Raw genomic sequence first — 25,342 nt, 5'->3', positions numbered from 1 at the left:
CGGAAATGTTCGCGAATCCCGGGGAATACGGCCGCACGGGGGATGTGCGGCCACGATCGTGAAGGGATTCCCGAAATATTTCCTAGGCTGTGCTCGGGGGGAGGTGTGAACCGGCCACCCGGGAATGGAAAATGAAAATACGGTCAGCCGTCGAATTGCTGAATCGCCCGCCGCACCCCAGGGAGTGTGAGTGACAGACAGAAAGGCGCTCATCACCGGAATCACCGGCCAGGACGGCTCCTATCTCGCCGAGCTGCTCCTGGAAAAGGGTTACACCGTTCACGGGATCGTCCGGCGTGCCTCCACGTTCACCACCAGCCGTATCGAACACCTCTACCAGGACCCGCACGATCCCGACGCCCGGCTGTTTCTGCACTACGGCGATCTGACGGACGGCAGCAGGGTCGCGGGTCTCCTCGAACGCGTACAGCCCGACGAGGTCTACCACCTGGCCGCCCAGTCGCATGTGCGGGTCTCCTTCGACGAGCCCCTGTTCACCGGGGACACCACGGCGCTCGGCACCACCCGGCTGCTGGAGGCCATCCGCACCACCGGCCTGCCCTGCCGCTTCTACCAGGCCTCCAGTTCCGAGATGTTCGGCGCGTCGCCCCCGCCGCAGCACGAGGGGACCCCGTTCCACCCGCGCTCCCCGTACGGGGTCGCGAAGGTCTACGCGTACTGGATCACCCGTAACTACCGCGAGGCGTACGGCCTGCACGCGGTCAACGGCATCCTCTTCAACCATGAGTCGCCGCGCCGGGGACCCACGTTCGTCACCCGCAAGATCGCCGCCGCGGCCGCCCGTATCAAGGCCGGCCTCCAGGACACCCTGTATCTGGGCAACCTCGACGCGCGGCGGGACTGGGGCTACGCCGCCGAGTACGTCGAGGCGATGTGGCGGATGCTGCAACAGGACGAGCCCGACGACTACGTCGTCGCCACGGGCAGCAGTTACAGCGTGCGTGACTTCGTCGAGCACTGCTTCTCCCACGTCGGCCTGGACTGGCGTGAGCACGTGCGCTTCGACGAGCGGTATCTGCGCCCCGCCGAGGTCGACGACCTCGTCGGCGACGCGTCCAAGGCCGCACGCGTCCTCGGCTGGCGGCCCGCCGTGCGGGCACCGGAGCTGGCGCGGCTGATGACCGAGGCGGAACTCGACGCCCTGCGGGGCGTCGAGCGGTCCCTCGCGGCGACGATCCCCGCGCCGGCCCAGGTGCCGGCCGTCCACGGGCGTCAGGCGGGAGTGCCGTGACAGCCCCGCGCCCCTCGCGCGGTCTGAGCCCGGCCGGGCGGCCGTCGGGGGCCGTGTCGGTTCCCGCGGCCCGCACGCCCGAAGGGGGAAGCGGCTCGCCGAGGCCGCGTTTCGCCGGTGCCCTCGCCCGGTCGATCGGCGCGCGAGCCGTGACGCTCCCTGTCACCGCGGTGGCCAGTCTGGCCCTCGCGCACACCGTGGTCGGCGCGGTCGGGGTGCCCGGCTACGCGCAGTTCGCGCTGGTCACCACACTGCCCGCGGTGCTGCCCCTGACAGATCTGGGCGCGGGAGCCGCCATCACGGAGGCCGTCGCCCGCGACACCTCGCGCGAACGGCGGCTGGTGCGCGGCGCGGTCCTCACCTCGGCGCGCAATCTGATGTGCGCGGGAGCCGTCATCGCCGTCCTGGGCGTGATGCTGGCCCTGTTCGGGATGTGGGACACGCTGCTGGGGCAGGCGGCCCGGCCCGGGTCGGACCTGACGGTCGCCGTCGCCGCGGTGCTGTTCGGGTGCAGCATGCCGCTCGGGCTGAGCAGATCCGTGCTGCTGGCTGTGAACCGCAACGACGTCGCGTTCCTGCTCCAGGGCGCCGGCAGCGTGCTGCTGCTCGCGCTCGTGCTGCTCGCCGACCGACTGGGCGCTCCCACGGGCGCGTTCGTCGCGGCGGCCTTTCTCTCGCAGTGTCTGGTGAGCGCCGCGGGCGGGGTGCTCGCCGGCCGGTACCTCGGTATGCCGCTGCTCGGTATGACCGTGGGCAGCGTCCGCGCGTCGGCGGTGCGGGAGCGGGCGCGCATCGCGCATCTGGCCCTTCCCATGACCGTCATCACCGCGGCCACCGCCGTCGCTTACGCCACCGACCGGCTCGTCCTCAGCCACACGGCCGACGCGGCCGCAGTGGCCGGCTACTCGGCCGGCGCCCAGTTCTTCGCGCCGGCGAGCAGTCTGCTGGGCGCGGCCGGGCTGCCGCTGTGGGCCCTGTTCGCCCGCCGCAGACGCTCGCCGGGCGCGCCCCGGCGGCAACTCGCCGCCTTCACGGTCTGCTTCGCGGCGGGCAGCCTGGTCGTGGGCGCCGGGATCATCGTGCTCGGGCCGTTCGCGGGCACCTGGATGATGCACGAGCGCATCCAGGTGGGGACCGGCCTCATGACCGCGTTCGCCGCGCTGCTGTTCGTGCAGGCGGCCGCCTACCCGGCCACCATGTGGGCGACGGACGAGGCGGGGCTCCGCTTCCAGGCGGTCGCCTGCAGCCTGATGGCCGCGGTGAACCTCGCCGTGTCCATCCCCCTGGCGAGACTGGGAGCGGAGGGCCCCGTCATCGGCTCCGTCACCTCCTACGCCCTCTTCGTGCTCGTCCCCACCCTGTTCCGAGCCTTCCGCCCCTGGACGGCGCCGCCGTCGGCGCGAGGGCACCACCGCGTGTCGCCGCAGAGGTTCTCACCGTGATCAAGCTGATCAAGTCCACCTTCCACCGCGAGGCCGAGACCCGGCGCGCCCTCGCCGAGTTCGTGCTCCGCGAGGACGTGCTGAGCATGAACGAGCAGTGCCGGACGTTCGAGCAGGCCTTCGCCGCCCGGCAGGGACGCCGTCACGCCGTCTTCGTCGGCAACGGCAGCGTGGCCGACCTGCTGCTGATCCAGGCCCTGCTGAACGAGGGCCGGCTCCGCCGGGGCGACCGGGTCGGCTTCTCGGCCCTGACCTGGCCGACCAATGTCATGCCGCTCATCCAGCTCGGTCTTCAGCCGGTGCCGGTCGACTGTGAGCTGGAGACGCTCAACGTCTCGCCGGGCACCCTGGAGCCGCATCTCGCCGGTCTGCGGGCGCTGTTCCTGACCAATGTCCTCGGGTTCTGCGACGATCTGCCCGCGCTGCGGGTGATGTGCGACGACCACGGTGTGCTGCTGCTGGAGGACAACTGCGAGGCGCTCGGGTCGCGTACGGCGGGCACGTTGCTCGGCAACTTCTCGCTCGCCTCGACGTTCTCCTTCTTCGTCGGCCACCATCTGTCCACCGTCGAGGGCGGGATGGTCTGCACCGACGACGAGGACCTGCACGAGCGGCTGGTGATCGCCCGGGCGCACGGCTGGGACCGCAATCTGCCGCCGGAGCGGCAAGCGAGTCTGCGGGCCGACGCCGACGTGGACGACTTCTACGCCAGGTACACGTTCCACGATGTGGCGTCGAACTTCCGGCCCACCGAGATCAACGGGTTCATCGGCAACCGGCAGATCCCGTACTGGGACGAGATCGTGGACGCCCGCGCGGCCCACTTCGCGCGCTTTTGCCAGGCCATGGCGGGCAACGGGGACGTCCACCAGTACGAGCTGTCCCACATGGACCTCGTGTCCAACTTCGCGATGCCGGTGGTGTGCCGCACGCCGGAACTGGCCGGGAAGTACCGTGCCGAGTTCGAGGCGGCCGGGGTGGAGATCCGTCCGGTCATCGCCGGCGACATCACCCGGCAGCCGTTCTACCGCCGTCATGTCCCCGGCACCGCCGAGCGCCCGGTGGCCGGTCTCGTCCACACCAACGGCTTCTACTTCGGCAACAACCCCGACCTCACCGAGGACGAGCTGGCCACGCTGTGCGAGCTGCTGGGCGGATGAGGGACGTGATGGACCCGCGAGCACGGATCTACGTGGCCGGTCACACCGGCATGGTGGGCGCAGCCGTCGTCCGGCGGCTGCGCGAGGCGGGGTACGACGACCTGGTGCTGCGGACCCGTGCCGAACTCGACCTCGCCGACCAGGCGGCCGTACGGGACTTCATGGCCGCGCACCGGCCCGCGTACGTCGTGGACTGCGCGGCCCGGGTCGGCGGCATCAAGGCCAACATGACCCGTCCCGCGGAGTTCCTGTACGAGAACCTCCAGATCCAGAACAACCTGATCTGGTCCGCCCGGGACACGGGGGTGCAGACGTTCCTCTTCCTCGGCAGCTCGTGCATCTACCCCCGGGGTTGCCCGCAGCCGATGCGGGAGGAGTACTTCATGACGGGCCGTCCCGAGCCGACCAACGAGGCGTACGCCTACGCCAAGATCGCCGGGATGAAGCTGTGCGAGTACCTCCACGAGGAGTCCGGCAGGAACTTCGTCTCCTGCATGCCGACCAACATCTACGGCGAGGGCGACAACTTCGACCCGGAGACCTCCCATGTGATCCCGGCCCTGCTGCGGCGGATGCACGAGGCCCGCGAGGCCGGAGCGCCGGAGGTCGTGATCTGGGGGAGCGGGGACAGCCGCAGGGAGTTCCTGCACGTCGAGGATCTGGCCGACGCGGTGCTCTGGCTGCTGGCCCACCACCGCGCGAAGCGGTTCCTGAACGTGGGCACGGGCCAGGACATCTCCGTGCGGGAACTGGCGGAGCGGATCCGGCGCCTCGTCGGATACGAGGGCGCGCTGGTCTTCGACGCGTCCGAGCCGGACGGCATGCCGAGGAAGGCGCTGGACGTGTCCGCGTTGCACGCGGCCGGCTGGCACCACCGGATCGGCTTCGAGGAGGGCCTGCGGCGCACGTACGACTGGTATCTCGCCCATGTCGCGCGCACCGGGGTGCCGGCGTAGGCGGTCAGGGTCCTTCCCCGGTCAGATCAGACCGCATCTCGTCGTCGCGCCCCACACCTTGCTGACCCCCTGCGCGAGGGGCCACCAGCACGACTCCAGGCGCAGCGCGGTGGGGCCCAGATAGCGGCGCATGACACGGCGCCCCTCGTCGTCGGGGCAGGGGTTGGTCACCGTGAGGGAGGTGGAGTGGACCCGGAAGCAGCCGAGGACCCGCGGCAGGTACACCATGCCCCCGCCCTGCCGCAGCCGCAGATGCAGGTCGAAGTCCATGGCGTAGCGCAGCTCCGGATCGAGCATCCCCGCGCGCAGCACGGCGCTGCGGCGGTAGAGGGAGCCGGGTTGGCCGACGAAGTTCTGGCCGTACCGGGAGAGCCAGGAGGCGAAGGCGCCCGGACGCAGCGTGTACAGGGTGCGGTCGTCGGCGTCGATGACCCGGAGCCGCCCGTAGGCCATGGCGGCCCGCGGAGCCCGGTCGAGCGCGTCGCGGGCCGCGGTCAGGCTGTCCCCGGTGAGCAGGTCGTCGTCGCCGAGCCAGGCCAGATACTCCGTGCCGGCGTCCCGCCAGCCCTGGTTGACCGCGTTGCTGAGCCCCCGCTCCTCCTCCACGAGGAAGCGGCACCCGTGGCGCTCGGCCGCGGCGCGCAGACCGTTCTCGGCCCGGGCGGGTCCGACGAGGACGACCTCCACGGCCTCGCGCTGCCGTCCGACGGAGGCGAGGCACTGTTCCAGGTACTCGGGGCGCTCCCCGTTGGTCGGCACCACCAGCCGGACTCGCGGAACGGTTCGGGAATTCATCGCCTGTGTGCCTTTTCTGCTCGGCTTTTCTGCTCGGCCTGCCGCGGCCGGTGCATACGTAGAGCTACACCCGATCGGACGGCCCCCGCGCCCGACACGGCCTGTGCCCGCCGAAAACGATTCGTTCGGAACATGCGCGGCGCGTTTGCGCCGGAAGGTACAAGGGGCGGGGCCATGCTGTCCGAGCCTTTTCGTTTTCCGTGGAAGACCCTCAGCCAATTCACCTGCGGCTCATTTCCGGAAAGGATTCCTTCTGGTGTTCTCCACTGTGTGCGTGATCGGTCTCGGCTATATCGGACTCCCCACCGCCGCCGCGCTCGCCACGAACGGGATCGACGTCGTCGGCGTCGATGTGAACCCGGCGACCGTCGGCCTCATCAACGCCGGCCGTGCCCCCTTCGTCGAACCGGACCTGGCCGTGGCCGTCAGCGGCGCCGTGGCGATGGGGCGGCTGCGGGCGACGGGGGTGCCCGAGCCCGCGGACGCCTTCATCATCGCCGTACCCACCCCGCTCCAGGACGACCGTACGGCGGACCTGTCGTACGTGAGGGCGGCCGCGGCCTCGGTGGCGCCCGTGCTCAAGCCGGGTGACCTCGTGATCCTCGAGTCCACCTCGCCGCCCGGCACAACGGTGGAGCTGTCCCGGTGGCTCGGCAAGCACCGGCCCGATCTGTCGTTCCCGCACGAGTCGGGCGCGGTGCCCGATGTACAGGTCGCCCACTGTCCCGAACGGGTGCTGCCGGGGCGCACGATGATCGAGATCGTCACCAACGACCGGGTCGTCGGCGGGGTGGGGGAGGGCTGTGCCGAGCGGGCCCGGGCGCTCTACGAGGTGTTCACCAAGGGGGAGTGCCTGCTCACCGACGCGACGACGGCGGAGATGGCCAAGCTCAGCGAGAACGCCTTCCGGGACGTCAACATCGCCTTCGCCAACGAGCTGTCCATGGTCTGCGACCACCTCGGCATCGACGCCGGTGACGTCATCGCCCTGGCCAACCGCCACCCCCGGGTCGACATCCTGCGTCCGGGGCCGGGTGTGGGCGGGCACTGCATCGCCGTGGACCCCTGGTTCATCGTCGGCACCGCGCCCGGCCAGTCCCGGCTGATCCGGCTGGCCCGCGAGGTCAACGACGGCCGGCCCGACTATGTGCTGGGCGAGGTCGTCCGGACGGCCGGCCGGTTCAAGGACCCCGTGATCGCCTGCCTCGGCCTGGCCTTCAAGGCGAACATCGACGACCTGAGGGAGAGCCCCGCCCTGCACATCGTCACGCAGTTGGCCGAACGCCAGGTCGGACGGCTGCTCGTCGCCGAACCGCACATCAGGGAACTGCCCGAGTCACTGGCACGCACAGGCACCGTCGGGCTCGTCGACGTCACCACGGCCGTGCGGGACGCGGACGTCGTGGTGCTGCTCGTGGACCACGACGCCTTCCGCGGCGTCAGACGCACCGCGCTGCGCGGCAAGGCGGTGTTCGACACCCGCGGCTTCTGGCGCTGACGCCCGCCCGCCCGCGCCGCGCTCCGCGGCTCCGCACGCGGCGGAGTCCGGCGCGGGCGGGAATTCCGCGGAGTCCGGCGCGGGACGGAACTCCTCGGGAGGGGGGCACAGCCCCAGCCAGTGCCCGACGGCCCGTACGGTACGGTCCGCGGCGCGTCCGTCGCCGTACGGGTTGACGGCCTTCGCCATCGCGGCGTAGGCCGCCCGGTCGTGCAGGAGCCGGCGCACCTCCTTCACGATGCGCTCGCGATCGGTGCCCACCAGCCGGGAGGTGCCCGCCCGCAGGGCCTCGGGACGTTCCGTGGTGTCCCGCATGACCAGCACCGGCTTGCCCAGCCCCGGCCCCTCCTCCTGGATGCCGCCGCTGTCGGTCAGGATGAGATGCGCGCGGTTCATCAGCCGGGCGAAGGCGCCGTAGGGCAGCGGCTCGGTGAGGCGTACGCCGTCGAGGCCCGCCAGCTGCGGCAGGATCGCGGCCCGCACCACCGGATTGGGGTGCAGCGGCAGCACGATGAGCAGCCCGGGCTCGCTGCGGGCCAGATCGGCCAGGGCACCGCCGATGGACTCCATGCCGCCGTCCCAGGACTCCCGGCGATGGGCCGTCACCAGCAGCACCCGGCGGGGGAGGTCGTCGAGGTCGGCGAGGGCCGGGTCGCCGTAGTGCGCCGTACGCCCGACCGCCCAGCGCAGGGCGTCGACGACGGTGTTCCCGGTGACCACGACCGACGACGGGGGGACGCCGTCGCGCAGCAGGTTGTCCCGCGCATGGGCGGTGGGCGCCAGATGGAGGGACGCCAGCTGTGTCGCGAGCCGGCGGTTGATCTCCTCGGGGAAGGGCGCGTACCGGTCGTCGGTGCGCAGTCCCGCCTCCAGGTGCGCCACGGGAACGCGGTGGTAGAAGGCGGCGAGCGCCCCGGCGAACGCGGTCGTGGTGTCCCCCTGGACCAGCACCGCGTCCGGCCGCTCCCGCTCCAGCACGGGGCACAGTCCGGCCAGGACCCGCACGGTGATGTCGGCGAGGGACTGGTGCCGGCTGAGGATGTCGAGGTCGTGGTCGGCGCGGATGCCGAACAGCGCGTGCACCTGGTCGAGCAGACCGCGGTGCTGGGCGGTCACCGTCACCGTCGGTTCGAAGAGCGGCGACCGGTCGAGGGCCTCGATGACGGGGGCCATCTTGATGGCCTCTGGTCTCGTTCCGTAGACGACCATCAGTCGTTTCACCCGAGTCTCCTTCCGCACGGCGCCGGACCGCTGCCGGGGCGGCACCGCACGGGCGGCCGTGCCGTCCGGGAGCGGGAGAAGCGCTCTTCGGGCACCAGCGAACCGCTGTTCGGCGACGGTCCGGGCCACGCCGAGGGCGTGTTCACCCGGCCGAATGGAGATGTTCGGCCGTCTGGTCCGCTCGCCGGGACAAGGAACACGCTCCGTCACACGGCCGTCCCTACAGTGCGCGGTGGCCCACGTACCGCTCCCGAGGCGGGCGTTTTCCCTCCCGTAAAGGCAGGAAATGAAAACAGTCCTCCTGTCCCCGCGCACCGGTGCCGTCACGGTGGGAGACATTCCCGCCCCCGAAGCGAGCCCAGGGGTGGTGGTGATCCGCAACGAGTGGTCGCTCATCAGCGCGGGTACGGAGCGGGCCACGGTCTCGACCGGCGCACAGAGCCTGATCGGCAAGGCGCGGCAGCGCCCGGACCAGGTGGCGCAGGTGATCGACAGCGTGCGGCGCACCGGCCTGGCCGAGACCTACCGGACCGTCAAGGAGCGTCTGGACCGCCCGGTGCAGCTCGGCTACTCCTGCGCGGGCACGGTTCTGCGGGCGGGCGAGGGCGTCGAGGACCTCCGCCCCGGGATGCGGGTCGCCGCGGCCGGGGCCCGCTACGCGTCGCACGCGGAGATCGTCGCGGTGCCCCGCAACCTCGTGGTCCCGGTGCCGGACGGGGTGGACACCCGGTGGGCCGCGTTCGCCACCGTCGGCGCGATCGCCCTCCAGGGCATCCACCAGGCGGAGGCGCTGCCGGGGTCCCGGATCGCCGTCATCGGCCTCGGACTGGTGGGCCAGATCACCCTTCAACTGCTGCGCGCCTACGGCTACGACGCGGTCGGCGTCGACCCCGACCCCGCCATGGTGGCGCTCGCCGAGTCGGCGGGGCTCGTGGCCTTCCCGCGGAGCGCGGACGGTCTGCCGGGCGCCGTCCTGCGGCACTGGGCGGGCGCCGGCGCGGACGCGGTGCTCATCACCGCCGCCACCGCCAGCTCCGACCCCGTGGAGTTCGCCGGTCAGCTCGCGCGGGACCGGGCCACCGTGGTCGTGGTCGGCGATGTGGGCGTCGTACCGCCGCGGTCGTCGTACTACCACAAGGAACTGTCGATCCGTTATGCCCGCTCCTACGGCCCCGGCCGCTACGACCCCCGCTTCGAGGAGGGCGGCCACCCCTACCCGGAGGGCTATGTCCCCTGGACGGAGCGCCGCAATCTCGCCGAGGTGCTGCGGCTGACGGCGGCCGGAGCGCTGGACCTCTCGCTGCTGAACCCGCGGGTCTTCCCCGTCGAGGACGCGGCCGACGCGTACGAGGCGCTGAAGCCGTCGTCGCCCGGCGGACGCGGTGTCGCCCTGCTGCTGCGCTACGCCGGGACCGCCGAGCTGCCGGAGCCGCCCGCCGCCCCGGCCGCCGTCGGCACCTGGACCGCCCCCCGGGGCGCGCTGCGCCTGGCGGCGATCGGCGCGGGCAACTTCGCCACCAGGACACTGTTTCCCGAGCTGAAGCGGCAACCCGGCGTCGCCTTCTCCTGGGTCGCCGGCGGACGGGGGCTGTCCGCCGCGCACCAGGGGCGGCGATGGGGTTTCCGGACCGTCGCCGACAGCGTCGAGGGCGGTCTCGCCTCCGGTGACGCGGACTGTGTGATGGTGCTCAGCCGCCACGACAGCCACGGCCGGTACGCGGCCCGGGTGCTGCGCGGCGGCGCCGCCCTGTACTGCGAGAAGCCCCTCGGCCTGACCGAGACGGAACTGGAGGACGTGGCCGACGCCTGGCTGGCCTCGGGCGCCCCGGCGATGGCCGGGTTCAACCGGCGGTTCGCGCCCGCGGTGCGGGACCTGCGGGCCGCGCTGCCCACCGGGGCGCCCCTGCAGGTGGTCTACCGGGTGTTCGCGGGCCGGCTCCCCGCCGACCACTGGTACTTCGACCCCCGGCAGGGCGGCCGGCTGCTCGGCGAGGTCTGCCACTTCATCGACACGGCCGGCTTCCTCGTGGCGGGCCGGCCGGTCGAGGTGCGGGCCGTCGGCGTGGACGGCCGGGACGCGGCCACCGCGCAGAGCGTCACCCTCCAGCTGACGTACGACGACGGCTCGACCGCCGCCGTCGTCTACGGGGGACTGACCCCGCCGGGCGCTCCGAAGGAACTCCTGGAGGTCGCCTGCGACGGGGCGGCGGCCAGGATCGACGACTTCCGCTCGCTGACCGTGTGGAAGGGGGGCAGGGCGGTCACGACGGCCTACCGGGGCGGCCCCAAGGGGCACGCGGCCGAGATGCGGGGCCTCGTCCGGCTGGTACGGGGCGAGCCCCTGGGCGAGGCGGCGGCTGCCGCCGACTTCCCCTCGGCGCTGTGGAGTTCCCTGGTGGCCTGTCGCGCGGTCCGCTCGCTCACCGAGGACCGCGTCGTGGAGACGACCCCCGCCACACCCGCGCTGGCCCGGGCGCTGGGCTGCCCGGCGCCCGGGCCCGGTGCCGCGGCCGGGGTACCGAAACCCGGCGGCCCTGCCGCGGCCACGGCGGTGACCTGATGTGCGGTTTCGTCCTGCTGCTGAACCAGGCCGCCGCACGCCGTCGGCGGCCGTCGGACCCGGACCCGTGCGCGGCGCTCGCGCACCGCGGGCCCGACGCCGACGGCCATCTGCACCTCGACGGCGGCGGCTGGCGGGCGGAGCTGCACTTCCGCCGGCTGGCCGTGGTGGACCTCGACCCGCGCAGCGACCAGCCCTTCGGCGCCCCCGAGCGGGGGACGCTCGTCTACAACGGCGAGATCTACAACGTGCCGCCGTTGCGTGAGCTGCTGCGCGGGCGGGGGGTGGCGTTCACCACCGAGGGCGACACCGAGGTCCTCTACGAGCTTCTGCTGCAACCGGACGCCTCACAGCTGCTCGACCAGGTGGACGGGATGTTCGCCTTCGCCCTCGTCCTGCCCGACGGCGAGGTCCGCTACGGGCGCGACCGGCTGGGCGTCAAACCCCTGTACGCGGCTGCGGACGCGGGGGGCCGGCTGGTCGCGCTCGCCAGTGAGATCGAACCGCTGCGGGCCGCCGGTCTGGCCGGTGACGCCGATCCGGTCGCGGTGGCCCAGGGCGCCATGTTCCTGTGGACACCGCCGCCGCGGACCGGCTGGCAGCGGGTGCGTGCCGTACCGGCCGGCACGGTGCTCGCCGTACGCGCCCCCGGATATGACGAGGTGTCGGTGCGCTGGCGGGCGGGTGCCACGGCGCCCGTCGCGGACATCGGCACGGCGGTGCGCACCTCGGTGGCCCGGCAGCTGCGCGCGGATGTGACGGTGGGTCTGCTGCTGAGCGGGGGTCTGGACAGTACCTGGCTCGGTGTGGAGATGGCCCGGCACGGCTTCGCGGGGCCCTCCTTCGCCGCACGCCCCCGCGCCTCGGCGGCCGGCGCGGAGCCCTTCGAGGACGACGCCCCCTACGCGGCCCGGGTGGCCCGCCGGCTGGGGCTGCCGCTGACCTGGGTGGACCTCGACGTCGATGTGCTGCGCCGGGTCCCGGAACTGGTCGCCACCACCGAGGTGCCCTTCGGGGATCCCGCCGCCGTCGCCCTGTTGCAGCTCTCGCACGCCGCCCGCGGCGAGGCCACCGTGCTGCTGTCGGGGCTCGGGGTGGAGGAGCTGTTCCTCGGCTACGAGCGCTACCAGGCCGTCTGGCTGTTGCAGCGCTTCCCCGCGTGGGCGCGCCCCGCCCTCGGAGCCACCAGCGCGGTCCCCGCGCCCCGCCGCTACCGGGGCCGCGCGGACAAGTTCGGGCGGCTGCTCCAGCTCGGCGCCCGCGACTGGTCCTGGGCGACGCAGGCGTACTACTCCGGGCGGGAGTGGGCGGCGCTGTCCCCGTACGTCGGCCTCGACGCGGTCACCGAACGGCACCGCGAGGTGGCGGGCGGCGTCCTGGACACGGGCGGCACACCGCTCGCCGCGCTGGCGGAGTGCGACCGGCGGCTGTTCCTGCCGGGGCTGAACCTGCTGTACGCGGACCGGGCGTCGATGCGGGCGAGCGTGGAGCTGCGGGTGCCCTTCCTGGGCGAGCCGGTGGTGGCCGCCGCGCTCGGTGCCGTCGCCGAGGACCAGCTCCGGCTGGGCGACGGCAAGGCGCGTTTCCGCGCGGCCGCGGTGGCGTCCGGCGTGCCGCAGTTCGTCGCCCGGCGCCCCAAGACGGGGTTCGGGGCCCCGGTGCGGTCGCTGCTGCGGGAGCACGGGAGCCGGCTGTGGCGGGAGGTGCGGCGCTCGCCGTTGTTCGACGACGTCCTCGACCGGCGGACCGCGGACCGGTTCGTCGCCGAGCATGTCCAGGGCCGGCGCGACCGGGGGCTGGCGGTGTTCGGTCTGCTGTGCGCGGCCGTGTGGTGGGAGCGGAACGCGGTGGCGGGCGCGGGACGGACCGCGGACGTCCTGTCGGGCTACGAGGCGGCCGCCGTCGGCTGACTCCCGGGGGCGGCGGGTTGCGGTCCGTCGCACAGGACGCGGTACAGGGCGGTCAGCGCGTCCAGCAGGGGTGCGGCGCTCCAGCGGGGCGACTCCCACAGGGCCCGGTTCCCCCGGGGGTGCCCGGCCTGACGGCCGAGGGCGGGGTAGCGGTCCACGACGGCCGCCAGTACGGCGCACGCGAACTCGGGGGTGGCGAAGCCGCTTTCGGCCGCCCAGGCCGCCATCCGTACCGCCGTCGCGTCGTTGTTCGGGTCGCGGCGGGGCCGGCCGTCCGCGAAGTAGCGGGGCAGGGGCCCGTCGAACAGGTCCCGCAGATAGTGGCGCGCCCCTCGTTCGAGCGGGGCCCTGACGTCCATGCCGAGCCGGCTGCCCGCCTGGTGCAGGCGCAGCAGCACATATCCGGTGTGGAAGCCGTCCACCCAGTGCAGGTTCGGGCGGTCGCCATACGGCCATGAGCCGTCGGCGCGCTGACCGGCGAGGCTCACCTCGACCGCGTCGCAGGCGGCGACGGCCAGGCGGTCAGCCAGACCGCCCGGCAGACTGCCGGCGCGGGACAGCCGGGCGGCGAGCGCGGCGCCCATCAGGTTGGCGTTGTGGACGAGGACGCCGCCGGCGGGGGTGTAGGTGAAGAACTCGCCGTTGTGCAGATGTTCCAGCAGCGCGTGGGCGAGGGCGAGTACGGCCGGGTCGTCGAGTGTTTTGGTGTCCAGGCAGCCGTCCGCGCAGAAGGTGGTGGCCACCAGGTTCGGGACCGAGGCGGGGTAGTGGGCCCAGCGGGTCTGCACGTCGAACTCGTAGCGCCACAGCCCGGCGTAGCGCCCGGACAGCTGCTCGGCCGCCGTCCGCCGGCCCAGCCGCAGGGCGCGCTCGCTCCAGACGGGGGAGGCGGCGAGCCGGGCGCAGGCGCTCGCGGCGGTGCCGGTGGCCGTCGCGGTGCGCAGCGGGCGGATGCCGAGGAGGGGGCGCAGATCGAGCGGGCTGCGCTTGACGGTCTGCAGCAGGCCCTGCCGGAGCACGCGGTGCACGGCCGCCCGTCCCAGCGGCCCGGTCAGCCCGTCGTACGGGTCGGGGCCCGCCCAGTCCCGGTCATCGGCCCAGGCGAGGAGCCGCTCCGCGAGGGCGTGGACCTCCGTGCTGTCGTAGGGCGTCCGGAGAGCGGCACGTGCGGCGGGCAGGCCCCGCCTCGGGGAGTCGGCGGAGGCGGTGGTCGACGGCATGAGCCCTCCCGGGAGGTTCGCCGGTGTGTGGTGGGGGTCGGGGGCCGCTGTGGCGGCTCAGTAGGCGCCGGTGCCCGCCAGTACGGCGCGCACCGTCCGCACGAGCACCCCGGCGTCCAGGGACAGGGACCAGTTGTCCACGTATCCGAGGTCCAGGGCGACGGTCTCGTCCCAGGACAGATCGGAGCGCCCGCTGACCTGCCACAGACCGGTGAGCCCGGGTTTGACGGCCAGCCGGCGCAGTTCCACCTCGTCGTAGCCCGCGACCTCGTCGGGCAGCGGCGGCCGGGGGCCGACCAGGGACATGTCCCCGCGCAGGACGTTGAACAGCTGGGGCAGCTCGTCCAGGGAGTAGCGGCGCAGCACCCGGCCGACACGGGTGACCCGGGGGTCGCGGCGCATCTTGAACATGCGGCCGTCGTTCTCGTTGGTCCCGGCCAGCTGGTGTCGGAGCCGCTCGGCGTCGGCGACCATGGTGCGGAACTTGGCCATGGTGAAGGGCACCCGGCCGCGGCCGACGCGTGTCTGCCGGTGCACGACGGGGCCCGGCGAGTCCAGGCGCACGGCGAGGGCCACCGCCGCGAACACCGGGGAGAGCAGCGCGATCAGCAGTGCCGCGCCCAGGCGGTCCGTCACCGACTTCAGCAGCGCGCGCAGCCCCCGGCGCACCGGCGGGGCCACGTTCAGCAGAGTGAGCCCGGCCACGGAGGAGACACCGACCCGGCGTCCGGCCACCTCGGTCAGGCCCGGTACGACCACGAGCGGGCACTGGGCGCCGTGCAGGGCCCAGGACAGCCGCCGCAGCCGGGCTCCGCTCAGCTGCGGTCCCGGTACGACGGCCACGACGTCCACGCCGAGCCGCCGGGCCGCCTCCAGTACCGGCGCGGAGTCGGCCGACATGCGTGCCGGCGCCTGTCGTCGCAGCCGGGCGGCGACCGGGGCCAGGTCGTGAGGGTCCTCGTCGCCGATGGGACACACCCCGACGACGACGAACTCGTGGTCGGTGCGTCTGGCGAGATGGCTCACCAGACCGTCGACGGCCTCCGCCTCCCCGATCACCAGGGCCCGGCGGACGGCCCGGCCGGTGCGGCGCCGGGCGAGCAGATGACGGTGGATCAGTGTGTGCACGGCGACGCTCGCCGGGGCGCACGGGACGAGGGCGGCCAGGGCGAGAAGAAAGGGGGACTCCTCGCCCGTCACCGCCCGTACCACCGCGAGCAGTCCGATCAGCACCGGCCAGTCCTGGAACGCGGGGCCGACGTTGTCGCGCTCACCGAGCCGGCGTTCGGCGTAGCGGTCGCGTGCGGCCCGTACGAGCAGCCAGGCCAGGGCCGCCACGGTCGCGTACGCCGCCGCGTTCCTGCCGTCGGCCGGGGCGAAGGCCGCCCACACCGGCGCCCCGGCGGCCGCCGCGTCGCCGAGGACGGCCGCGGGCGCGTACCAGGCGGGCTTGCCGGTGCGGCGCCCGGCGGGTGGCTGCGCTCGGATGACCTGCGTCCGCGCGGGTCTCGTCGTCGGTGCGTGGGGCATTGTCTCCCCGAACAGCCACATGCGCCCTCCAGGAGGATCGGAAAGGACGAATCGAGTCTGTACGGCGGTCAGCGGGGGAGCGGGGCACGACGCGGGAGACGGGGAAGTCTCACCCGATGAGCAGAGCTGCGGACCCGATGAGCAGAGCTGCGGACCCGGTGTGCACGGGACGGGGGCCGGTGTGCACGGGACGGGGGCCGGTGCGCCGCGGCTGCCGGCACACGCACGAGGGGCCGGGGTCGCTCGGCTGGCGACTCCGGCTCCTCGTGGCGGTGGGCGGACGGGCTACTTCACGGGCTCCGGCTCCGGCGCGTTCGCCGTCTCCGCCTCGCCGGCCGGGTCGACCGGCGTCCTGACGGAGTCGAGCAGCAGCTGGGCCACGTCGACGACCTGGACGGACTCCTTGGCCTTGCCCTCGTTCTTCTTGCCGTTGACCGAGTCGGTCAGCATGACGAGGCAGAACGGGCAGGCCGTGGAGACGATGTCGGGGTTGAGGGAGAGGGCCTCGTCGACACGCTCGTTGTTGATGCGCTTGCCGATCCGCTCCTCCATCCACATCCGGGCACCGCCGGCGCCGCAGCAGAAGCCGCGCTCCTTGTGGCGGTGCATCTCCTCGTTGCGCAGGCCCGGGACCTTGCCGATGATCTCGCGCGGGGGCGTGTAGATCTTGTTGTGGCGGCCCAGGTAGCACGGGTCGTGGTAGGTGATGATGCCCTCGACCGGGGTGACCGGGACCAGCTTGCCCTCGTCGACCAGGTGCTGGAGCAGCTGGGTGTGGTGGATGACCTCGTAGTCGCCGCCGAGCTGCGGGTACTCGTTGCCGATGGTGTTGAGGCAGTGCGGGCAGGTCGCGACGATCTTCTTCGCCGACCTCGGCTTCTTCGACTCCGCCGTGACCTTGCCCTCGTCGTCCAGCTCCTCGCCGAACGCCGTGTTCAGGGCCATGACGTTCTCCATGCCGAGCTCCTGGAACAGGGGCTCGTTGCCCAGGCGGCGGGCGGAGTCACCGGTGCACTTCTCGTCGCCGCCCATGATCGCGAACTTGACGCCCGCGATGTGCAGCAGCTCGGCGAAGGCCTTCGTGGTCTTCTTGGCGCGGTCCTCCAGGGCGCCCGCGCAGCCGACCCAGTACAGGTACTCGACCTCGGTGAGGTCCTCGATGTCCTTGCCGACGACCGGGACCTCGAAGTCGACCTCCTTGGTCCACTCCAGGCGCTGCTTCTTGGCCAGACCCCAGGGGTTGCCCTTCTTCTCCAGGTTCTTGAGCATCGTGCCCGCCTCGGACGGGAACGCGGACTCGATCATCACCTGGTAGCGGCGCATGTCGACGATGTGGTCGACGTGCTCGATGTCGACCGGGCACTGCTCGACGCAGGCGCCGCAGGTGGTGCAGGACCACAGGACGTCCGGGTCGATGACGCCGTTCTCCTCGACCGTGCCGATCAGCGGCCGCTCGGCCTCGGCGAGAGCGGCGGCCGGCACGTCCTTGAGCTGCTCGGCGGAGGCCTTCTCCTCGCCCTCCATGGTCTTGCCGCCGCCGGCCAGGAGGTAGGGGGCCTTGGCGTGCGCGTGGTCGCGCAGGGACATGATCAGCAGCTTCGGGGAGAGCGGCTTGCCGGTGTTCCAGGCCGGGCACTGCGACTGGCAGCGGCCGCACTCGGTGCAGGTGGAGAAGTCCAGCAGGCCCTTCCAGGAGAACTGCTCGACCTGGGAGACGCCGAAGACGTCGTCCTCGCCGGGGTCCTCGAAGTTGATCGGCTTGCCGTCGCTCGTCATCGGCAGCAGCGCGCCGAGCGCGGTCTCACCCTTCGCGTTCCGCTTGAACCAGATGTTCGGGAAGCCCAGGAAGCGGTGCCAGGCCACACCCATGTCGGTCTTCAGGGAGACCGTGATCATCCAGATGAAGGAGGTGGAGATCTTCAGGCACGCGAAGAAGTAGGTGAGGTTCTGGAGCGTGGAGGCGTCCATGCCCCTCAGCCACGCCACCACCGGGTAGGAGATGAAGAACGACGCCTCGTAGCCGTTCACATGGTGCTGGGCGCCCTCCAGCGCGTGCAGCATGAAGATGCAGACGCCGATGATGAGGATGACGGCCTCGACGAAGTACGCCTGGCCGAAGTTGGAGCCCGCGAAGCGGGACTTGCGGCCCGGCTTGTTCGGCTTGCTCAGCTGGCGGATCACGATCAGGACCAGGATGCCCAGCGTCGTCGTCGTGCCGATGAACTCGACGAAGACGTTGTACGGAGCCCAGTCGCCGAGGATCGGCAGGAGCCAGTCGGCCTTGAACAGCTGGCCGATGGCGTTGACGATCGTCAGCACCAGGGTGTAAAAGCCCACCGCCACGAACCAGTGCGCGACACCGACGATGCCCCAGCGGTTCATCCGGGTGTGGCCGAGGAACTCCCTGACCACGGTGATGGTGCGCTGGGCGGGCTCGTCGGTGCGGGTGCCCGCGGGCACGTTCTGGCCGAGCCGCATGAAGTTGTAGATCTGCAGGAGGGCGCGGGCGAACAGGGCCACGCCGACCACGATCAGAACCAGCGACACGATGATCGCGGCGAGTTGCATTTGGGGGCTCCTCGGGCCTGCGAGGGGGTTGCCTTCGATGTACGTCCTGTGTACTCCGAAGGTGCGATTACTAAGCGGTAACTTATGCAGTCCGTCTGAGACTACCCACTTATGCCGCCGCACTGTAGTGGCGCAAGCGGTGATCTGCGTCGCTGTGGCCCTGCCGCCGGGCTCAGCGGCCCGCGCCGCCGACCGGGGCGAACGTCACACGGAACATTCTGGACCAGTACTTCCCCGTGATGAGGAACTGGTCCGTCCCGGGGACGGCCGCGATGCCGTTGAGTACGGCCCCGGGGGCGAGTCCGTCCGCCCGCACCAGGCCCGAGGCGTCGATGTCCGCGGTCACCGCGCCGGTGGCCGGGTCGATCCGCACGATCCGGTCGGTGGAGAACACATTGGCGTACACGGCGGCGCCGACGCACTCCAGCTCGTTCAGCCGGGTCAGCGGAGCGCCGTTCTCGGTGACCGTGACCCGGCCCGTGGCCGCGAGCGTACGCGGGTCGCGGAACGTCAGCCGGGCCGAGCCGTCGCTTGTCACCAGCCGGTGCCGGTCCTTCTGGAAGCAGATCCCCCAGCCCTCGTCCGGGTACCGGACGCGGCGCAGCTCCTTCAGGGTGGTGGCGTCGCGCTCGACGGCGATCCGGTCCCGCCAGGTGAGCTGCCACAGGGTCCGGCCGAGCACGGTGAGCCCCTCGCCGAACAGCGGCTCGGGCAGGGTCGCGCGCACCGTGGGCTTCCGGCCCGGGGGCCCGGCCTGCACCCAGGAGCCGCCGGAGATGCCGGTGCCCTCGTAGAGCGTGCGGCCGGCCAGTTCGAGGCCCTCGGTGAACGCGGCGGGGTTGTGCGCAAGGGTCTCCAGCACCTTGACCCGCAGCCGCTCGACGGCCCGGTGCGCGGCGGGCGCGCCCGCGGCGGGGGCCGGAGAGCGGCCGGGACTGCGGTCCGCCGCGGGCGCCGGAGAGGGGCCGGGGGCCGGGCCCCCCGCGGCGCACGACACCAACAGCAGCGCCCCGGCCAGCAGGGCCGCTCTGGGCAGGGCCGGTCTCGTACGGTCACGCATGGCAGGCACCGCCCGGCTTCAGGACCGTCCGCACGGGGGTGACCAGGGGCTGGCGCAGCAGCGTGGGGGTGCGGTCGGCGTGGGGTTCCAGCAGATGCAGGACCAGGGTGCGCCGGGAGCGGGCGGGCAGCTCCAGGTCCAGGGTGAACACCGAGTGGCCGCGTTCGACGCCGGGCGAGAGCATCGCCGGGCGGCCGTCCAGCTCGGCGCCGGTGAGGGTGGCGCCGACACCCGCGTAGTACGAGACCAGCAGGCGGTTGTCGCCCGGTCTGGTGCGGTAGGGCGGGTGATCCTCCCGCAGCGTGACATAGGAGGGCAGGCCGGCGGCCGGGGCCCGGTTGGCCAGGGTCACGGTGGCGGTGACCGGGCGGTCGCCGGCCGCGCAGCCGTCCCCCTCCGCCTGCCACGCCAGGCTCCGGTCGAGGTAGTAGTCCAGCTTGGAGCCCGCCGCGTTGTTCACCACCAGGCCCGCGAAGGGGCCCGGGGTGTCCGGGAGCGTGCCGGCGTAAGGGCGGGACGCGAGGAGCTGCTGCTCTTGGGCGTGGGCGCTCCACACCTTCAGCCGTCCGTCCCGCTCGGCGCCGTGCGCGGCGAGCAGCAGTCCCGGCAGCGTCCGGGCGTCGTCGGCCGCGGCCATCAGCCGCCCGGCGGCGGCACGGGCCGCCTCCACGAAGAACGCCTTGCGCCGGGTGAGGTCGCCGTAGCGCGCGTAGCTGGTCCGCTCGGTGAGGTCCACGACGTTGGCGGCGGTCAGCTCGGTGCCGTCGGCCGTGCGGGCCGGCCCGGTGACCTGGAGGAAACGGCTCAGGGTGACCGGGTCGACGGCGAGCACGCCGTCCACCCGTTCCCCGGTGTGCTTGCGCCATGCCGCCGCCCAGATGCGGGCGGCGTAGGGGAAGTGCGGGCTCATGTTGGAGTTGGCCCACACCCGGGTGGGCGCGTCGCCCTGGTAGCGGGCCGTGAAGTCGGGCCCGAGGTCGAGGTCCGCATCGACCGTGGACATCTCGGTGTTGTTGCCGAACCGTTCGAAGGACAGCCGGCCCCGGTCGGCCCGCAGCACGGCGAAGGCCCCCGGCACACCTCCGGTGCCGCGTGCCTCGGCGATGTTCTGGAAGGCGAGGAAGTAGTGCCGCTCCCCCTGCGCGCCGAGCATGGGCGGCAGGACACGGGCCGCCACGGAGACATCGGTCATCACGGGCGCGAGGCGGTCCAGCTGCCGGGCGAGCCGGTCGCGGGCCCGGTCGGCGGCGGACAGCCAGGTGGTCCCGGGCAGCCGGTGCACATCGGCCCGTACCTCGGCCGTGACCTGTGCGGCCCGCACCAGCCGCGGCGCGTACTGCCGCAGTCCCATGAGGGCCTTCGCCATCCCGCCGCCGTGGCCGTCCGGGGCGGCCGCCGGAAGGGCGCCCGCCAGCGGGGTCAGGACCTCGCCGGCCAGCCGGTCCGCCGCGGACGCGGCCCCGCGCACGGTGCTGAGCGGCTCCCCGGCGACGGGCAGCAGGGCCGCCGTGTACCAGGCCGGGCCGCTGCTCAGGCGGTGCGCCCGGGCGGCGTGCACGGCCGCGGAACGCACCGCCGCCAGCCGCTGCCGGGCAAAGTGGGAGGACTGGGCGGACATCGCCGGCTGCCGTAGCGCCTCCAGGTCCCGCTGGGCCGCCACCAGCTCGGAGCGGGCGAACACTCCGGTGACCCCGATCCAGACGGCGGCGGCCACCGGGAGCGCGGCGACGGTCAGCAGGGCGGCCTTGAGCACGCGCCGGCGGATCCGGGCCTCCGCGCCGGGCGGGCCGTCGCCGGGCACGCGGACGGCGTCCCGGCGGGGGCCGCCGGGACGCCGTGATGCCGCGGGAGGGGTGCCCTGCTCCGTCATGAACTGCGGCGACGGCGTACGGCCAGCATGGTGCCGCCGCCCGCCGCGATCAGGCCCGCCGCGGTGCCGCCGACGGCCAGGGCCTTCTCGCTGCCGGTGGCCGCGAGGCCCGCACGGTGCCCGGAGTGTTCCCAAGAGCCGTGGCGGCCGTGACCACCGTGACCACCGCCGGGTCCGCCGGGTCCGCCGGGTCCGCCGGGTCCGCCGGGTCCGCCGGGCGCGCCGAGCCTGGGCATCACCCGGATACGGACCGCGGCGCTCATACGGGGGTTGTGCTCGACGACGCGGAAGGTGTGGAAGCCGGTGTGGACCCTCCTCGGGATGGTCACGGTGCCGTCCACCGTTCCGTCGGCGTGGATCGGGAAGTGTCCGAGGACGACGACCGGACGCGACTCCACCTGGGCGGTGATGAACCGCGTAGGGAGGGAACCCGTGGCAGGAGCGAAGCCCGTGGCGTGGAAGGTCAGCGTCCCGCCGATCCGCACCGTGGTCAGGTTGAGGGTCAGGGCGGGGGGCGGCGGCGGGTACTGCGCGTGGGCGGTCTGGGCCCCCATCAGCGGTGCGGTCACGAGCACAGCAGCCGTTGCTGCGGATGCCAGTGCGCACCGCCATCTGGGCGATGACGTCATCTTGTTCACTCTCCTCGACTTCGGTCCGGGCCAGGCGGCTGCTGCGTCGGCCGTAAGTAAAACCTGGATACATCGAATAAATGGGACATTTGGCTGCGACGGACCCGGTACTGCCCAGAAGTCACCGGATGGGGGAGTACTCGCTTCCTCGATGGCCCACGCGATCGTGCCGATGGAGTGACGGGGTGGTGTGCGTCGCCGGGGTCGTTTGCCGGGCCGACATGCGCCGCCTCCCCCGGTTGGTGCGCGCGAGTCCCTATCTTCGGCTGTGCGCACAGGGAACGGAACGCCTCAATTCGGGCGGTTCTCTTGGTTCTATGAGGGGTGCAGCTTGGATCTCCACGGATTCCTGAAGGCTCTTGCCAGACGCTGGCCGACCGTCCTGGTCTGTCTGGTGCTCACGATCGGGGCGGCGTTCGCCGCGACGGCGCTGAGTACCCCCGTCTATGAGGCCCGGACCCAGCTCTTCGTCGCCACCCGCACCGGTGACGACACCGCCCAGCTGAACCAGGGTCAGAGTTTCTCGCAGGCGCGAGTCCAGTCGTACGCAGCCATTGTGACGACACGTCAGGTGACCGGGTTCGTGGTGAGGAAGCTGCGTCTGCGCACCACCCCCGAGGAACTGGCCTCCCGGATCACCGCCGAGGCCCCGCTCAACACCGTGCTCATCGACATCACCGTCCGGGACACCGTGCCCCGGCGCGCGGCCCGTATCGCCAACGCGGTCGCCGGGCGGTTCGGCGATGTCGTCGAGCGGCTGGAGGCACCCCGGCGCGCGGCCGGGTCCGAGCGCTCCGGGAGGCCCTCCTCGTACGGCGGGACGCTTGCCTCTCCCGTCTCGCTGGGCGTCACCCAGGAGGCCGTCGCCCCCGCCGTTCCGGTCTCGCCCCGCCCGGTGCTCAATCTGGCCGCGGGGGCGCTGGCCGGTCTGCTGCTCGGGGCCGCGCTCGTCGCCGTGCGCGAGAACCTCGACACCACGCTCAAGACGAGTGAGGCGCTGGGCGAGTTCACCGCGCTGCCGGGCCTCGGCAGCATCCCCTACGACAAGAGCGCGCCCAAGCAGCCGCTGGTCAGCGCCGATGTGCACTCCCAACGTGCCGAGGCCTTCCGCAAGTTGCGCGCCAATCTGCAGTTCGCGCAGGTCGACGACCGTCCGCGGATCATCGTGGTGACCAGTTCGGTGCCCGGCGAGGGCAAGACCAACACCGCGGCGAACCTCGCCCTCTCGCTCGCCGAGGCGGGCGTGTCCACCTGCCTGGTCGACGCCGATCTGCGCCGTCCCTGTGTGGCCGGGGCCTTCGGTCTGGTCCAGGACGCCGGTCTGACCACGGTCCTCATCGGGCAGGCCCGGATCGAGGACGTGCTCCAGGAGGGCGGCGGCCGGCTCGCGGTGCTCACCAGCGGTGCCGTCCCGCCGAACCCCACCGAGCTGCTCGCGTCGGCGCGGATGAAGGAGGTGCTGCGCGAGCTGGCGGACAGCTATGAGGTCGTGATCGTGGACACAGCGCCGCTGCTGCCGGTCGCCGACACCGTCGGACTCGCCTCGCTCGCCCAGGGCGCGCTGCTCGTCGTCCGCGCGGCGCGCACCGGCCGGGACCAGGTCCGCTTCGCCGCCGAGTCGCTGGAGCGGGTGGGCGTCCGCGTCCTCGGCACCGTCTTCAACATGGACCCGGCCCCGAAAGGCGACCGGTACGGCCCCTACGGCAGGTTCGGCGAGCTGCCCGCTCCCCGCGCCTCGACCCCCCGGGGCGGGGCCGGCGCGCCCCCGGCGGCGCGTGGCGTGGGCGGATCGTGATGCGGGACGGCGGGGCATGACCCGGGTTCTGTTCGTCTGTACGGGCAATGTGCACCGCTCGGTGCTGGCCGAGCGGTTGCTGGCCGCGCGACTGCGGCCCGGTTCGGCCGTGCTCCCCGAGAGCGCGGGCACCCAGGCGTGGCCTCGGGCCGGCATGGAGCGCGCCACCCGGGTCCTGCTGGAGGAGCTGGGCGGCGACGGCTCGGGCTTCGTGGCCCGGCCGCTCGGCGTGGAGCTGGTCGCGGACGCGGCGCTGGTCCTCGGGCTGGCCCGCGAGCACCGGGAGGCGGCCGTGCGGCTCGCCCCGGTGGCGCTGCGGCGCTGCTTCACCCTGAAGGAGTTCGTCCGGCTGGCGGCCGGGGCCGCGCTGCCGCCGGACGACGGCCGGATCGACGGCCGGATCGGCGCAACGGTGGCGGCCGTGGCCGCCCGCCGGGGCCGCGTCGCCCCGGTCGCTCCGCACGAGGACGACATCGCGGACCCTTGGGGCAGGCCGCACCATGAGCTGGGGGGGTGTGCCCGGGAGATCGACGGGCAGGTGACCAGCCTCGCCCGGCTGCTGGAGGGCGCCGGGGCGGACGTCTGAACACCGGCTGACCCGCCCGTCTCACCCACTCTGACCTGGTGCTTTCCCGTCATTGCCGTGCTGTGCCGGATGAAAGTTGAGTCCGGTCGACTCAGGTCTATTGACGCTTTGCGATCCCTCGTGCATCCTTGAGCCTGTTCCACTCAAGTCACTGGAGGAATCGAAATGGCACGTGCGGTCGGCATCGACCTGGGCACGACTAACTCCGTCGTCAGCGTTCTGGAGGGCGGCGAGCCCACCGTCATCACCAACGCCGAAGGCGCCAGGACCACGCCGTCCGTCGTCGCCTTCGCCAAGAACGGCGAGGTGCTGGTCGGTGAGGTGGCCAAGCGTCAGGCGGTCACCAACGTCGACCGGACCATCCGGTCCGTGAAGCGTCACATGGGCACCGACTGGAAGATCGCGCTCGACGGGAAGGACTTCAACCCGCAGCAGATCTCCGCGTTCATCCTGCAGAAGCTGAAGCGGGATGCCGAGGCGTACCTGGGCGAGAAGGTGACCGACGCGGTCATCACCGTCCCGGCGTACTTCAACGACTCCGAGCGTCAGGCCACCAAGGAGGCCGGCGAGATCGCGGGCCTGAACGTCCTGCGTATCGTCAACGAGCCGACCGCGGCCGCGCTGGCCTACGGCCTGGACAAGGACGACCAGACGATCCTCGTCTTCGACCTCGGTGGCGGCACCTTCGACGTGTCCCTGCTGGAGATCGGCGACGGCGTCGTCGAGGTGAAGGCGACCAACGGCGACAACCACCTCGGTGGTGACGACTGGGACCAGCGCGTCGTCGACTACCTGGTCAAGCAGTTCGCGAGCGGCCACGGCGTGGACCTCGGCAAGGACAAGATGGCCCTCCAGCGCCTCCGTGAGGCCGCCGAGAAGGCCAAGATCGAGCTGTCCTCGTCCACCGAGACCTCGATCAACCTGCCGTACATCACCGCGTCCGCCGAGGGCCCGCTGCACCTGGACGAGAGGCTCACCCGGGCCCAGTTCCAGCAGCTGACGGCCGACCTGCTGGAGCGCTGCAAGACGCCGTTCCACAACGTCATCAAGGACGCCGGCATCTCCATCAACGAGATCGACCACGTCGTCCTCGTGGGTGGCTCGACCCGTATGCCCGCCGTCGCCGAACTGGTCAAGGAACTGACCGGCGGCAAGGAGGCCAACAAGGGCGTGAACCCGGACGAGGTCGTCGCCATCGGCGCCTCGCTCCAGGCCGGTGTCCTCAAGGGTGAGGTCAAGGACGTCCTGCTCCTGGACGTGACCCCGCTGTCCCTCGGTATCGAGACCAAG

General features: G+C 72.5%; 17 protein-coding genes and 1 pseudogene. 10 read left to right on the top strand and 8 right to left on the bottom strand.

What is annotated here, in order from left to right:
* The first annotated feature begins 190 nt into the window (after positions 1-190).
* From gmd to AB0L95_RS06440, 4 genes are all read left to right on the top strand, one after another.
* Positions 191-1,252 carry a GDP-mannose 4,6-dehydratase gene (gmd, locus tag AB0L95_RS06455; RefSeq protein WP_365157861.1) on the top strand — a complete coding sequence of 354 codons (1,062 nt, stop codon included), beginning with the start codon at positions 191-193 and terminating at the stop codon, positions 1,250-1,252.
* A gap of 149 nt (positions 1,253-1,401) precedes the next feature.
* Positions 1,402-2,694 (top strand): hypothetical protein, encoded by a 1,293-nt coding sequence (locus tag AB0L95_RS06450; RefSeq protein ID WP_365157858.1) that lies wholly within the window; start codon positions 1,402-1,404, stop codon positions 2,692-2,694.
* The gene (locus AB0L95_RS06445) at positions 2,691-3,854 is read left to right on the top strand and encodes a DegT/DnrJ/EryC1/StrS family aminotransferase (RefSeq protein WP_365157855.1); all 1,164 of its coding nucleotides are present in this window, start codon (positions 2,691-2,693) and stop codon (positions 3,852-3,854) included. Before AB0L95_RS06450 ends, AB0L95_RS06445 begins: the two co-directional genes overlap by 4 nt.
* Positions 3,855-3,862: 8 nt before the next feature.
* Entirely contained in the window at positions 3,863-4,810 is a 948-nt protein-coding gene (locus AB0L95_RS06440) for a GDP-L-fucose synthase (protein WP_365157852.1), read from the top strand.
* Between the two features lie 21 nt (positions 4,811-4,831).
* Here the strand turns inward: AB0L95_RS06440 and AB0L95_RS06435 are convergent, their stop codons facing one another.
* Positions 4,832-5,605, bottom strand: coding sequence for a glycosyltransferase (locus AB0L95_RS06435; protein WP_365157849.1), 774 nt, complete (start codon positions 5,603-5,605; stop codon positions 4,832-4,834).
* 7 nt (positions 5,606-5,612) lie between these two features.
* Between AB0L95_RS06435 and wecC the strand changes: the two are divergent.
* A pseudogene (gene wecC / locus AB0L95_RS06430) lies at positions 5,613-7,040 on the top strand (UDP-N-acetyl-D-mannosamine dehydrogenase); the annotation flags it as partial.
* On the opposite strand, the gene wecB reads toward wecC, so the two are convergent.
* A complete protein-coding gene (gene wecB / locus AB0L95_RS06425) occupies positions 6,942-8,324 on the bottom strand; it encodes a UDP-N-acetylglucosamine 2-epimerase (non-hydrolyzing) (RefSeq protein WP_365157846.1) in 1,383 nt (460 codons plus the stop codon). The pseudogene wecC and the gene wecB sit on opposite strands and share 99 nt — an antisense overlap.
* Before the next feature lie 286 nt (positions 8,325-8,610).
* Between wecB and AB0L95_RS06420 the strand changes: the two genes are divergently transcribed.
* Together AB0L95_RS06420 and asnB are read left to right on the top strand one after the other, a co-directional pair.
* Positions 8,611-10,884: a bi-domain-containing oxidoreductase gene (locus tag AB0L95_RS06420; RefSeq protein ID WP_365157843.1), complete on the top strand. Its 2,274-nt coding sequence runs from the start codon at positions 8,611-8,613 to the stop codon at positions 10,882-10,884.
* Entirely contained in the window at positions 10,884-12,794 is a 1,911-nt protein-coding gene (asnB, locus tag AB0L95_RS06415) for an asparagine synthase (glutamine-hydrolyzing) (RefSeq protein ID WP_365157840.1), read from the top strand. The genes AB0L95_RS06420 and asnB overlap by 1 nt, the downstream gene beginning before the upstream one ends.
* Here asnB and AB0L95_RS06410 read toward each other — a convergent pair.
* The 6 genes from AB0L95_RS06410 to AB0L95_RS06385 all read right to left on the bottom strand — a co-directional run bounded on the left by AB0L95_RS06410 (position 12,770) and on the right by AB0L95_RS06385 (position 21,611).
* Positions 12,770-14,014, bottom strand: coding sequence for a hypothetical protein (locus tag AB0L95_RS06410; protein WP_365157837.1), 1,245 nt, complete (start codon positions 14,012-14,014; stop codon positions 12,770-12,772). The genes asnB and AB0L95_RS06410 overlap by 25 nt on opposite strands.
* A 57-nt stretch (positions 14,015-14,071) precedes the next feature.
* Positions 14,072-15,544 carry a sugar transferase gene (locus AB0L95_RS06405; RefSeq protein ID WP_365157834.1) on the bottom strand — a complete coding sequence of 491 codons (1,473 nt, stop codon included), beginning with the start codon at positions 15,542-15,544 and terminating at the stop codon, positions 14,072-14,074.
* Between the two features lie 285 nt (positions 15,545-15,829).
* A complete protein-coding gene (locus tag AB0L95_RS06400) occupies positions 15,830-18,112 on the bottom strand; it encodes a (Fe-S)-binding protein (protein WP_365157832.1) in 2,283 nt (760 codons plus the stop codon).
* Between the two features lie 172 nt (positions 18,113-18,284).
* On the bottom strand, positions 18,285-19,172 hold the full coding sequence (locus tag AB0L95_RS06395; RefSeq protein ID WP_365157829.1) for a glutaminyl-peptide cyclotransferase: 888 nt from the start codon (positions 19,170-19,172) through the stop codon (positions 18,285-18,287).
* Positions 19,165-21,042 (bottom strand): DUF4012 domain-containing protein, encoded by a 1,878-nt coding sequence (locus AB0L95_RS06390; RefSeq protein WP_365157826.1) that lies wholly within the window; start codon positions 21,040-21,042, stop codon positions 19,165-19,167. The genes AB0L95_RS06395 and AB0L95_RS06390 overlap by 8 nt, the downstream gene beginning before the upstream one ends.
* Positions 21,039-21,611, bottom strand: coding sequence for a hypothetical protein (locus AB0L95_RS06385; RefSeq protein ID WP_365157823.1), 573 nt, complete (start codon positions 21,609-21,611; stop codon positions 21,039-21,041). Before AB0L95_RS06385 ends, AB0L95_RS06390 begins: the two co-directional genes overlap by 4 nt.
* 391 nt (positions 21,612-22,002) lie before the next feature.
* Between AB0L95_RS06385 and AB0L95_RS06380 the strand changes: the two genes are divergently transcribed.
* The 3 genes from AB0L95_RS06380 to dnaK all read left to right on the top strand — a co-directional run.
* Entirely contained in the window at positions 22,003-23,466 is a 1,464-nt protein-coding gene (locus AB0L95_RS06380) for a polysaccharide biosynthesis tyrosine autokinase (protein ID WP_365157820.1), read from the top strand.
* A gap of 16 nt (positions 23,467-23,482) precedes the next feature.
* Positions 23,483-24,052: a low molecular weight phosphatase family protein gene (locus tag AB0L95_RS06375; protein ID WP_365157817.1), complete on the top strand. Its 570-nt coding sequence runs from the start codon at positions 23,483-23,485 to the stop codon at positions 24,050-24,052.
* Positions 24,053-24,217: 165 nt separating this feature from the next.
* Positions 24,218-25,342 (top strand): molecular chaperone DnaK (gene dnaK, locus AB0L95_RS06370; protein ID WP_365157815.1); only part of this gene is annotated, 1,125 nt, incomplete at its 3' end.

The sequence above is a fragment of the Streptomyces sp. NPDC052036 genome, assembly GCF_040680495.1.
Taxonomy (GTDB): Bacteria; Actinomycetota; Actinomycetes; order Streptomycetales; family Streptomycetaceae; genus Streptomyces.
The sequence above is the reverse complement of the archived record's forward strand: the minus strand, read 5'-3'. Positions and strand labels throughout refer to the sequence as shown.

Excerpts from the sequence above, each read along its gene's own strand:
- AB0L95_RS06440 (WP_365157852.1), top strand. The coding sequence starts at position 3,863 with ATGGACCCGCGAGCACGGATCTACGTGGCCGGTCACACCGGCATGGTG.
- AB0L95_RS06435 (WP_365157849.1), bottom strand. The coding sequence starts at position 5,605 with ATGAATTCCCGAACCGTTCCGCGAGTCCGGCTGGTGGTGCCGACCAAC.
- AB0L95_RS06420 (WP_365157843.1), top strand. The coding sequence starts at position 8,611 with ATGAAAACAGTCCTCCTGTCCCCGCGCACCGGTGCCGTCACGGTGGGA.
- asnB (WP_365157840.1), top strand. The coding sequence starts at position 10,884 with ATGTGCGGTTTCGTCCTGCTGCTGAACCAGGCCGCCGCACGCCGTCGG.
- AB0L95_RS06410 (WP_365157837.1), bottom strand. The coding sequence starts at position 14,014 with ATGCCGTCGACCACCGCCTCCGCCGACTCCCCGAGGCGGGGCCTGCCC.
- AB0L95_RS06405 (WP_365157834.1), bottom strand. The coding sequence starts at position 15,544 with ATGCCCCACGCACCGACGACGAGACCCGCGCGGACGCAGGTCATCCGA.
- AB0L95_RS06400 (WP_365157832.1), bottom strand. The coding sequence starts at position 18,112 with ATGCAACTCGCCGCGATCATCGTGTCGCTGGTTCTGATCGTGGTCGGC.
- AB0L95_RS06395 (WP_365157829.1), bottom strand. The coding sequence starts at position 19,172 with ATGCGTGACCGTACGAGACCGGCCCTGCCCAGAGCGGCCCTGCTGGCC.
- AB0L95_RS06390 (WP_365157826.1), bottom strand. The coding sequence starts at position 21,042 with ATGACGGAGCAGGGCACCCCTCCCGCGGCATCACGGCGTCCCGGCGGC.
- AB0L95_RS06375 (WP_365157817.1), top strand. The coding sequence starts at position 23,483 with ATGACCCGGGTTCTGTTCGTCTGTACGGGCAATGTGCACCGCTCGGTG.